Source organism: Methanomassiliicoccales archaeon (assembly GCA_014361295.1).
Classification (GTDB): Archaea; Thermoplasmatota; Thermoplasmata; order Methanomassiliicoccales; family JACIVX01; genus JACIVX01.
In genome coordinates this window covers 676,433-687,921 of sequence record JACIVX010000001.1, presented here as the reverse complement: position 1 = coordinate 687,921, position 11,489 = coordinate 676,433, and the positions used below count along the sequence as shown (strand labels likewise).

The 11,489-nt window shown below is 45.1% G+C and carries 9 protein-coding genes and 1 tRNA gene; 7 read left to right on the top strand and 3 right to left on the bottom strand.

Going from position 1 to position 11,489, the window contains the following annotated elements; genetic code table 11:
• Positions 1 to 365: 365 nt before the first annotated feature.
• From H5T41_03395 to mvk, 6 genes are all read left to right on the top strand, one after another.
• A tRNA-Leu gene (locus H5T41_03395) sits at positions 366 to 476 on the top strand.
• Positions 477 to 1,506: 1,030 nt separating this feature from the next.
• The gene (locus H5T41_03390) at positions 1,507 to 3,228 is read left to right on the top strand and encodes an FAD-binding protein (GenBank protein MBC7107825.1); all 1,722 of its coding nucleotides are present in this window, start codon (positions 1,507 to 1,509) and stop codon (positions 3,226 to 3,228) included.
• Positions 3,221 to 4,774: a succinate dehydrogenase/fumarate reductase iron-sulfur subunit gene (locus tag H5T41_03385; GenBank protein ID MBC7107824.1), complete on the top strand. Its 1,554-nt coding sequence runs from the start codon at positions 3,221 to 3,223 to the stop codon at positions 4,772 to 4,774. Before H5T41_03390 ends, H5T41_03385 begins: the two co-directional genes overlap by 8 nt.
• 4 nt (positions 4,775 to 4,778) lie before the next feature.
• Positions 4,779 to 5,315: a hypothetical protein gene (locus H5T41_03380; GenBank protein ID MBC7107823.1), complete on the top strand. Its 537-nt coding sequence runs from the start codon at positions 4,779 to 4,781 to the stop codon at positions 5,313 to 5,315.
• Positions 5,316 to 5,378: 63 nt separating this feature from the next.
• Complete coding sequence (locus H5T41_03375) at positions 5,379 to 6,551, top strand: MFS transporter (protein MBC7107822.1); 1,173 nt, start codon at positions 5,379 to 5,381, stop codon at positions 6,549 to 6,551.
• 58 nt (positions 6,552 to 6,609) lie between these two features.
• Positions 6,610 to 7,542 carry a mevalonate kinase gene (gene mvk / locus H5T41_03370; protein ID MBC7107821.1) on the top strand — a complete coding sequence of 311 codons (933 nt, stop codon included), beginning with the start codon at positions 6,610 to 6,612 and terminating at the stop codon, positions 7,540 to 7,542.
• A gap of 70 nt (positions 7,543 to 7,612) precedes the next feature.
• Here mvk and H5T41_03365 read toward each other — a convergent pair whose 3' ends face one another.
• The 3 genes from H5T41_03365 to H5T41_03355 are packed head-to-tail and all read right to left on the bottom strand — an operon-like array spanning position 7,613 to position 10,545.
• A complete protein-coding gene (locus tag H5T41_03365) occupies positions 7,613 to 8,803 on the bottom strand; it encodes an NAD(P)/FAD-dependent oxidoreductase (protein MBC7107820.1) in 1,191 nt (396 codons plus the stop codon).
• Positions 8,804 to 8,977, bottom strand: coding sequence for a 4Fe-4S binding protein (locus H5T41_03360; protein MBC7107819.1), 174 nt, complete (start codon positions 8,975 to 8,977; stop codon positions 8,804 to 8,806).
• Positions 8,978 to 8,994: 17 nt separating this feature from the next.
• Positions 8,995 to 10,545 (bottom strand): radical SAM protein, encoded by a 1,551-nt coding sequence (locus H5T41_03355; protein ID MBC7107818.1) that lies wholly within the window; start codon positions 10,543 to 10,545, stop codon positions 8,995 to 8,997.
• A gap of 77 nt (positions 10,546 to 10,622) precedes the next feature.
• Here H5T41_03355 and H5T41_03350 point away from each other — a divergent pair, with 77 nt between their 5' ends.
• Entirely contained in the window at positions 10,623 to 11,378 is a 756-nt protein-coding gene (locus H5T41_03350; protein ID MBC7107817.1) for a TrmB family transcriptional regulator, read from the top strand.
• Positions 11,379 to 11,489: the final 111 nt, after the last annotated feature.

The following is an 11,489-nucleotide window of genomic DNA, read 5'->3' as shown; positions in this document are numbered from 1 at the left end:
TGATCAGTCAAGGATTTCACTGGGCAGTGATATCAATCCATGTATAAATATCCAAAGTCGAACATGTGGATATCGGCGATTGTTGATATGAAATCAGCAATTAAATTGTTGGCTAGAGCAAAGAAGAGAAAAGAAATTAGAAAAATTGTCATGCGTCCAATTCAGTATCTGCCGATATCGCATGGCAAATTTACTAGCCAGGTGTAGATTTTCTATTACTATTTTTTTCGTATATAACCTCGCATCTTTGCGATAGTGATCCCGTTCAATAAGTTCTTTCAATTACGAGACCTGGTATATGAGACTAAACTTTTTATTGCGAATAAGGTTTAATTAGGAACCTGTTGTTTAGGAGAATTCGTAGTGCGAGGGTAGCCAAGCCTGGTCAATGATGAAATCAGAAATCATCGACCAATGGCGACAGACTCAAGATCTGTTCCTGAAGAGGTTCGCCGGTTCAAATCCGGCCCCTCGCACTTTCACATATTTGAAGTATATTTTGCATCTTCGTGTCTTGAAACAATTTTTAGTTCCACTATCTTTACTGATTTTTTGATCGATTATTTCCTCATGATTTCTGCGAAATCAAAACCAGCACTAGAATTCAGTTACGGAACTTGGGTCTCTTCAGCAAGCTTCTATCATAAGTTTCCTGTTTAATCGAAAAGATTTAATCAAGCTGAATTCAATTCAACGTTTGCGACACTTATCGTTTTCAAATGGTTTTGAGATCAATAAGAGGAAGGATATCGCGTGGCGTTTATTGATGGTTGTAATGTGGTTCCGCTCGTAGATTCCGAATCTTCTTCGGCTGAAAATTTATTTTGATGTTGAGGTTCAGCAAATAAGGAGTCAGGGCTACAATTAGGAATGGGTCATTCCCGCCACCGTTTCATCTCATTCCAGATGTTCAAGTGCCTTCAAACCGTCGCCGCTTGTAGGATCACTTTTAATTTGATGCCTGCATTGTTTAATTCTCTCGTCGCAGCAGGCCCTATTGAGTCTGTCACGGCGATCTCAACCTTCTCCTCAATTAGAGCGCACGGCTTTCAGTCAGAGCGCACGGCTTTCAGTCCAGCAGCTTCATTAATGAACTCAATATTTTTCAGAATTTTCCATTATTTCTTTGTTTTTCATTGCTTATCAGGAAAAAACATATGAACAGAAATTCGGGTTCAAACGGTGGCTCAAGACTTTCGCTTCTTGATGTGACGCAGACCGTCGTCATGAATATGATTTGGTTTCATTGATTTTAATCATTCTCTTAGAGAATTTTCCATTGAAACTGAACCCCATGAAAATGATTTAAAGACCCTTCTTTTCAGGTTTATCGTCTAATTTTGAGCTTCGTTCTAGTGTTGCATGAAACCACTTCATGGTGCAGTAATGATGAATGTAATAGTCTCCAAAGATCCTTGTCTTCTAATCCTCAAGAATTAATTTATTTACTTTTTTGCAAGAATATTTAATTGGGGTTTATCCTAAGCCCTTTTCGTTGTGATGGGAATGCCCGCTGCATATAGAACGATCGAAACGGATGTCCTCGTCATCGGTAACGGTGGAGCTGGCCTTCGCGCGGCAATCGAAGCGAGTAAATATAACGTAGACGTCCTCATTGTATCTAGAACTCTTCCCGGAAAGGCTCACACCGTCATGGCAGAAGGCGGTATTAACGCAGCGTTAGGTAATAAGGATCCCACTGATTCGATTGATGAGCATTTCAGGGACACGGTTGTTGAGGGTGCATTTCTCAACAACCAGAAGCTTGTTGAGATTCTTGTCAAAGAAATTCCTGATAGAATTTTTGATCTCGAAGAATACGGCGCAGTTTTCGATCGTACGCCAGAAGGGAAAATCGCCCAGCGACCCTTCGGCGGACAGAGTCATCCGAGAACCTGCTACCTTGGTGATGAGACAGGTCATGAGATGCTCATGGCACTTGTCGAAGAAACTCGCAGGCGTGGTATCCGACATATGGATGAGGTCATGATAACACGTTTACTGAATAATGATAGGAGATGCGTCGGCGCCTTTGGCATTGAGATGAAAACTGGTCATTATCTTGTATTCAAATCGAAAGCAACGGTTCTGGCAACTGGTGGCGGATGTAGAGTTTATAAAGTCACATCGAATCCCGATGAAGCGACTGGAGATGGTTACTCGATGGCCTATGATATCGGGGCTGAGCTAATGGATATGGAACAAGTGCAGTTCCATCCCACGGGAATGATCTATCCCGAGTCTGCTAGAGGAATCTTAGTGACCGAAGCCGTCAGGGGCGAGGGGGGAATTTTGATCAACGCTCTCGGGGAGAGATTTATGGCAAGATACAACCCCACTCAGATGGAGCTTTCCCCGCGGGATGTCGTTGCACGGAGTATTTATTCAGAAATACAAGCAGGTCGCGGAACTTCCAGGGGTGGCGTCTATCTTGATATTTCGCACAAAGACCCTGGATATATCAGAAAAAAGTTGCCGCGGATGGTAAAACAATTCAAGAATTTTGCTGATGTTGATATCACTAAAGCGCCGATGGAAGTTGCGCCCACGGCACATCACTTCATGGGAGGTATCAAGATAAGAGAGGAGGACAATCGTTCTACGACAGTAGAGGGACTTTATCCTGCTGGTGAGGCTGAAGCTGGTGTGCATGGTGGGAATAGACTCGGTGGTAATGCATTGGCCGAAACTCAGGTTTTTGGTGCGAGGGCTGGAATGTTCACGGCGCTTTACGCTAGGAAATCATCTAAACCCATTATAGTGAAAGATCAGGTGGATGAAGAAGTCACAAGACTGGACTCTCTTTTCCGGCCTGGCAAGAAACCTCAGTTATTGAAAGAAGAAATCCGAGAGATTATGTGGAAATATGTTGGAATTGTCCGTGATGGTGATAAGCTCGAATTCGCACTCAGTGAAATCGAAAGGTTGAGGGAGGAAATATCGAGAATCGGAGTTGCTGGGTCAAAGAAATATAACCTTGAATGGTATGATGCGATCGTTCTGCCTCATATGTTGTTGACCTGCGAGGCAATCATTCGATCTGCACTCTTCAGGAAAGAAAGCAGAGGAGCGCATTATAGATCTGATTTTCCTAAGCGAGATGATCTAAACTGGCTTGTCAATATCAACGTAAGAAAGGGAGAAAATGGCATGATGATCGTCTATCCTACCCCTGTAGTTTTGACAAAACTCAAGCCAGATGCCATCGGAGGCGGGACCGATGGCTGAAAAGACCATCAGACTTCGCATTTTCAGATACGATCCTGATCTGGACGACTCGCCTCACTACGAAACCTACGAGGTGCCTTATGTCGAAAAGATGAGGGTTCTAGATGCGTTAAATTACATTCACGAGTTCTATGACGGATCACTGGCATACAGATGGGTTTGCAGGGCGAGCCAATGCGGATCATGTACTGTCATGATCAACGGGAAACCTGCGCCGGCCTGTAAGACAGAAATACCTGTTGGGACAACGGAAATCACAATAGAGCCACTCCGTTTTTTCCCAGTGATCAAGGACCTTGTGGTTGATCTTGAAAAAGGATATCGGAGATTTCTCACGCTGAGACCTTATACTGAGAGGGCCTCCAAACCAAAAAGGCCAGAGATCATCATGCCGGAGGACATCGAACCGATCAAGGAGCTGAGAAGTTGCATCGAGTGTTGGGCGTGCGTTTCTATATGTCCAGTTATCGCCGAAATATGGAATGAGTATGCCGGTCCAATTTCAATGAGAAAGCTTGCCGAATTATCGTTGGATAAGAGGGATATCCTGGACAGAGTCAGTATCGCGCTCGTTGAGGGGATGTATCACTGCACGACATGCAAGAATTGTTGGGCCGTCTGCCCTCAAGAAATTAAAATTCCAGAGAAAGCTGTTGAAAAATTGCGTGCGATGGCGATGCAGAAAGGACTCGCTCCCCTACCGCCTCACAAGGTCGCAATCGCATCGATACGCAATTATTGGAACCCCTGGACAGTCCCCCGTGGACAACGGGTCAGATGGGCTAAGGATTTCAATTTGCCAACTAAATCGGAAACGATGTTTTTTGCAGGGTGTTCTCCGTCGCTTCTCAGATCGAATCTCTCTGTCAACGTTGTAAGAATATTCAGGGCGCTTGGGGAAGAAATCGGTTATCTTGGAAAGGAAGAACGTTGCTGTTCATCTCCTCTTCTCAGGGTCGGAGAAATTGAACTTTTTAAGGAAATGGCTAAAGCGAATATCGAATCGATGAAAAAGGCTGGCGCAAAGCGAATTGTTGTAACGTGTGCTGGCTGCTATAAGGCATGGAAAGAAGATTACCGCGAATGGTTCGGAGACTACGGTATTGATGTCTATCACATATCTGAAATACTGGGAAATGCTATAAGAAATGGGAGGCTTACTTTGAAGTATTCGCCGGCCAACGATATGACCGTGACTTATCACGACCCTTGTCATCTTGGTCGTGCTGGCGGAATTTTCGATCCGCCGAGAAAGGTTCTCAAGTCAATCCCTGGCATAAAATTCGTTGAAATGAGCAGGATCAGAGAGAATAGTGCCTGCTGTGGATCTGGCGGCGGGGTCAAAACGGCGAGACCTAATTTAGCGGCGATGATCGGAAGCCGAAGGCTTGAGATGGTCAGGGAAACAGGTGCGGAAGCGATCATCAGTTGCTGTCCCTGGTGTGAGCAGAATCTCGAAGACAGCATAAAATGGGGAGGCTTCCCAGATTGGAAGGTCAAAGACCTCGTTGATCTGGTCGTAGCAGCCCTGGTTGTGGGAGAGTAAGACTGTGTCGAGGGAAGAAAGAAAGCAAACCGAGTCATCAGCGGCCAAAAATAAAGCCGCAGAGAGAAAGAAAAAGAATAAGAAGACGGGTGAGGAAAGTGCCGAAAGGGAGCTTTTCGATAAGAATCCATCGAGGTCCTATATCTTAAGAGACATCTGGTTCGATGGTCTCACATCGGTTATTGATAGTGAGGAAATGCCTGAGCGATCCAAGAGGGAATTGATGTTCTTAGCGCTTTCAAACGCAATACTCGACATGGTAATGGATATTCTGCCAGAGAATCTTTCAAAAGTTCTTGCCCGCAACTTGGATGATTATCTGGCTGTAATGGTTATTAACCATGAATATGACGTCGATTTATTGCAATCATTCCAGGAGGAGTTTGAGAAAGAAATAGGTTCCGATTTCGTCGATGATACACAATTCATGAATGCGCTCACCGAATTTGAAAACAAGTGGTGGAACCAACCCCGTAGGGAACTTAATGGGAAAACGCCAAACGAGCTTCTTGAAGAGGTCAGTGAGCGTTACGGTCTTTGAATCATGATCGAGATTTCCGTTCACTAATAATGAACGGCATCGGAAAACGATATCGGAAAAACGATGAACCCCAATGTTCGGTACACCCTCATCCTTTCTTTTGTGGCCTTTGTCGCATTACTTGGAAGCTCATTGATTTCTCCAATTCTTCCATTTTATGCGTTAGCCTTTGGTGTTTCACTGACACTTGTCGGTGCTCTTGTATCAAGTTTCGGTTTAGCGAGTGTAATACTAGATATCCCCAGTGGGTATCTCTTTGATCGCTTCGGTGCGAAAAGGCTAATGGTTTCAGGATTATTCTTTATTTTCCTCTCCGCACTGATATGTGCTTTTGCATCGAATTATTCAATGCTCTTATTCGGAAGGGTGCTTAGTGGGGTCGGTTATGCAATTTACACAGTCACTTCTTTCACATGTATGGGAAAAATTGCGCCAAATGATCATCGCGGAAGGTACATGAGCTTCTATCTCGGCATGTTGCTTTTGGGATCTGTGTGCGGCCCTGCGCTGGGTGGTCTTATCGGCGAAAGTTTCGGTCTCCGCATGCCGTTCATTGTTTATGGCGTTTCATCCCTTTTGTCATGTTTACTCGTGCACTTCGGGATCGGAGAAGAGCTTATCACATCCTCCAAGAGTCTATTGCAAACGAATCTTCGGAGCATTACAAGCATTTTCAAAAATTATACCCTCGTAGCGATCAATCTTGCGATATTCGCGATTTTTTTCATTCGTATGGGGGTCGTTTCCACTCTTGTTCCGATTTTCGCGAGCAAGAATCTTGGGTTGAGCGTCGGAATGATCGGTGGCGTGCTCGCAATTGCTGCCCTCATAAATTTCTTAACAATGTTGCCAGTTGGATCGTTGACGGATCGGTATGGAAGGAAAAACTTCATGTTTGCAAGTCTTTTCATTATTGGCTTGCTAACAATAGCAATCCCTTTTGCAAAGTCCACGATCTCTCTCGTTACTATAATGGCTGGTCTGGGATTTGGTTTTGGATTTTCTGGTCCTATCATGGCTTGGGTAACGGACACAGCTGATGAGGGCCAGCTTGGACTCGTGATGGGGATATTCAGAACAATGAGCGATTTAGGTTTTATCGTGGGGCCCTTAATTCTTTCCGTCGTCGCAAGCTCCTCATTAGACGGAATCGGCTATCAACCGTTTGCACTCGCGGGATTTCTTGCCATTATGACGAGTATATTTATCTTAATGGCAAAAGAGAGTAAGAAATGAGTCGGTATGAAAATTCCAAACGAAATGTTTAATCACTGCTAATAGAATCAGCGCCTGGATGTTGAAAAGCTCAGCGCCAGGCAAAATCATCCTTTTCGGGGAGCACGCCGTAGTTTTTGGGCAGCCAGCCATCGCTCTTGCGATCAACCTCAGGTTGCGATGCAGTATATCTCCTTCCAACAAGTTCACTGTCAACGGCCAGGTGCTTTCGAATAAGCAACATCCCTATATCTACACAGCCATTGATAAATATTGGAACAGTCAACCATTGAAAATCGAAATTGATTCTGATTTACCATCTGGATCTGGCCTTGGATCTTCGGCTGCTATTACGGTTTCACTAATCGGGGCGTTTCAAGCGATGCACGGTAGTATCATCGAAAGACAAGTCGCCGAAAGGTCGTTCGGTATTGAATTAACCGTTCAAGGAAGGGCCAGTCCAATCGATACTTCAACTTGTACACACGGTCGTGGTGTCTTTATCGACAAGACACCAGGAGATCAGCTGCTCTGGGAAATCAGAAATGATTCAAAGTGTTGGTTCATCCATCATTGCGATGTACCTGCAATGAAGATTGTTATTGGATATACTGGCATCAATGCTCCGACGGGCCCTCTCGTCGAAAAGGTAAGGCGATTCGTCGAAAAGAACAGATTTGGCAATGAGGTTGTGGAGGAGATCGGGCAAATCACCATTGAGGGTCTGAAAAAGCTGAGAAGTGGTGACCAGGTTGGTCTTGGCCAACTGATGGAGAAAAATCAGAAATTGCTATCGATCCTCGGCGTCTCGACGCCAGAACTTGAGAAATTGATCGAAGCAGCGGCGCAGTATTCCTTCGGTGCGAAGCTTACAGGAGCTGGGGGCGGTGGTAGTATAATCGCTCTCACCGATCAGCCAACTAAAGTCAGTGAAGCGATCAGAAAAAAGGGCGGGACCCCCTTTATCGTTGAAACTGGTGCCCCAGGTTTGATTGTAAAAAATTTTGATTGATCGAATAACCTCTTGACCAATCCTTTTGTATGTTTTTTGAATTCTCAATCGGGTACATTTGATATTAAATCTATATCAAATCTTCAAATTCTTTGACGAGTTCTGGATGGCGCGACTTTATCACCTTTAAAATATTCCCGACGGACATTTTCTCGACGCCAACCTCGGCAAGAGTCTGTACGAGCTTGTCGAATGTCTCATCGCTGAGCGTGATGAGCTTCTCTTTAGCCATCCAGTTTCGCCACAACTTGTTCTCTAAGCGGTTGCGTAGCAAATTCTCATATTCCATCAGTTTCGCTTCGCTGAAATCCTTTTCCTGAGCTGCTTCCCCGAGGACTTTACCTGCGAGCATGCCAGAAATACATGCATGAGCGATGCCACCACCAGTTATCGGATCAATGATCCTTGCTGCATCGCCTACGAGCAAGAGTCCATCCTTGACTAATTTGTCAGGCGGTGGTGAGACAGAAACTGCACCACTCACGGCATCAAGTGGTTGTCCTTTATTGAGTCTCTCATCTTTCGCGATGAATCTATCCAGTAATTGCTTGACCTGGCCAGGCGATTTGATTTTTGAAAGCAAGACCCCTATTCCCACATTGGCTGTGTGTTCATCCTTTGGGAAAATCCAGATGTAACCCCCAGGAGCGACGCTACCGATTATGAATTCGCAGTATCTAAAATCATGATCTATATTTGTCAATCTGTATTGAAAACAGCTTGTTATATCATTTGGTTTCAGAGTAGTATCAAGACCAGCCCATCGCCCGATCTGCGACTCGAAACCGTCAGCACCGACAACACATCCCGCTTCAAATTCCATCGGTTCGCCTTGAGAAACGACTTTAACGCCTCTAACTTTTCCATTTTCGATTCTCAGGCCGACGGCCGATGTTTTGACTCTGATCTCCGCGCCTGCTTTAGCTGCATCAGCAGCAAGTGCCTTGTCAAACAGAACCCTTTCCAGAACCATCCCCACTTCATTTCCTGCCATTCTCTCGTTGATTGTGAAAACATGCCCACTCGGTGACACGATCTTCGCACCATCGACTTCAGCAGCGATCCATCTTTTATCTGGTTTTATGCCGACTTCATCGAGTGATGCCTTGGAGATTCCTTCGCCGCACCGGACAGGGGAGCCAATTTCTTGTCTTTTCTCGATCATTAGAACACTTGCTCCATTCTGTGCCGCGTGCTTTGCCGTCATGCTACCCGCAGGTCCGGCACCGACGACGATCACGTCGTACTTTCCAGCGATCATTTAATCACCAGCCTCCATCTTGATCGCACCAACAGGACAAACTTTCACACATCGTCCACATTTTGTGCAATCGGAGTTAAAACTGAGTATGACCTCATTCAGATAGATCGCATTGCTCGGGCATGAGCCAACACATGCACCACAGTGCATACATCTTTCAACCACAGCAATCATCGGCAAATCCTCCGTAATCAGGTATATTCGGTTCCTCTGGTTCTTCTCCATTCTTCAAGAGGAATCGAGAATTTCCTTTCGATTTCTTCTCGATATGTTGGTCCACCGTTGTAGGCACAGAAAGGTATGATTCTGCCGTCAGGAACCGCATAATGAATGACGCATCTCTTGACTCTCTCAATGTCGTAGTTATACGCATCCTGGAAGTGCATTCCCCCGACGAACATCATCTTCCACGAAAATTCTGCTAAACCCTCTTTGGTTTCATCACTGAAAACAGTACTCATCAATCTGAGGAATTTTGATAATTCAAGACCTTCTGGCGTTTTCTTCTTGTCGATGTACTTCTTGAGAATCCGCAAGGCTTTGACTTTCGCAGGGAATTTGATACTCGATTTCTCTGTTTTTTGAGATAGGGCGAAAAGTTCCTTGAAAAGCGGCTCGACATCAACGAATCTCGTCAACGGGACGACATTGTTAACGTCCTGAACAAAAAGGTAGCTTGCGAGACCGCAATGAGGGTGAGCCGTAAATGTCACCTTTGGTTGATTAAGGATCGAAGAGACAAACGTTGAAATCGGGACAACCGTTGGAACAGGATACCAATCTTCTTTTTTGGCATACCCGGTTTGCGTCTCGATGTCGTGAACGAGATCGGTAAGAGTGTACCGGTGTTTCTCTCGTTCTTCTCTACTAATTCTGCCAGTGAAAGCCACGGGTTGATAATTAACTCCCCTTATAACATCAGAGTTCTCAATCGCATACCTGAGAATCGGTCCCACCTGATCGTCGTTTACGCCTTTTACTACGGTTGGTACCAAAACAACTGAAGGGTGCCTTTCCATCTTTCTCAAATTCTCGATCACCTTTTTCTTGATTTCGAGAAGCGGTCTCCCTCTTGTCGTGACATATATGTCTTCCCGAAGGCCGTCAAATTGGAGATAAATTGTATTGAGTCCCGCTTCCGCCACTTCCCTGAGAAATTCTTCATCTTCGGCCAGTCTCAATCCATTTGTTGCAATTTGTATCTGAGCGAAACCCATTTCTTTTGCCTTCTTAATGACGTCAATGAACCTTGGGTAAATTGTCGGCTCTCCACCTGAGAATTGAATGGCTGGCGTAGGTACCGGTCTCTCGTCTCGAAGTGCCTTGAGCATTGCAACAACTTCTTCGAATGAAGGCTCATATACATAGCCGGCGGCGTTCGCGTTTGCGAAACATATCGGGCATTTCAGGTTGCATCTATTTGTAAGATCAATGTTTGCAAGTGAAGTATGGCTGAGATGAAGGTCGCAAAGGCCGCATTCATTTGGACATGTCTTTGCCCCTTTGATCGCAGGATTAAGAACCCCTGTTCCATCGTAAGCAAACTTCTCTGCCTTCAAATATAGATCAACATCTGACCAATATACATCGACGAATTTTCCATGTGACGGACACTCCTTTTCCATCAGCACCTTCCCATTTGACTCAAAAATCGTCGCAGCCACAATCCTTTTGCACTCTGGGCACAGGGACTCTGTCTTCTTAGGAAGTCCCCTTGCGAGCGCGCTTTCTCTTGCTATCATCGTGATCAGCTCGGACGCTTCGATTATTCAGATAATGATTTAATACTTATGTCGCTTTGTTAGCTACAAGATCAACCATGAAGAGCGAGAGAAAGAATCAATTTAATTTGATAGATCTCGGCGGCGACTATAGTGAAATATTGGTCTCGCTACGTCGAGTGGGCCTATCCGATTATGAGTCAAGGGCATATATCGCCCTCGTCGCTCAGGGTCATGGTACAGCAGAGGAAGTTGCTCGAATCGGAGGTATACCCAGAACTTCCTCCTATAAGACTTTAGAGAGTTTGAGATCGAAGGGTTTCGTCCGAATGAATGAAAGTAGGCCAGCTGTATTTTACCCAGTTTCACCGACGGAACTCAAGAAAAACATCACAGAGGCGATTGGAAAAGCGTTCGACATTTTAGAGAATCTGCAAGGAGTTCTCAGTGAGAAGGGGACGCCCCAGTTAGTCTATATGATTATGGGAAGAGATAAAATACTTGCAAAAATTGGTGAAATGCTCGATGGAGCTACAACTCGATTCTTTCTGTCGACACCTTCAATGGCTCCCATTCGGACACTGCACTCGCAACGATTTAGAGAAGCTGTAAACAGAGGGGTTGAGGTCATTATCGTTGCTGAGCCCTTTGTAAAAGTCCCAGATTGCACACGAGTTCACAGGCGGTCTGATCTTATTGCGACAGATGTCATATCTGACGGGAGAACGGCGCTTATCGCGTCACCGGATTACTCGATTTGTGGCTATTCCGACAATCCGTTTCTGGTAGGACACCTTGAGGTTTTCATGTTGTCGCCTCTTCATGAAGCGCATCCTCCCGAAGTAAAGCCGTAATCCGACTTTTCAATTTGTATCCAGATTTTAGAACAGCTAATCGGGCGGCTGTAGATTCTCCACTAATGATTGGTCCGCAAAATCCCTTTTGATTCAGGTTGTAGTTTGCAG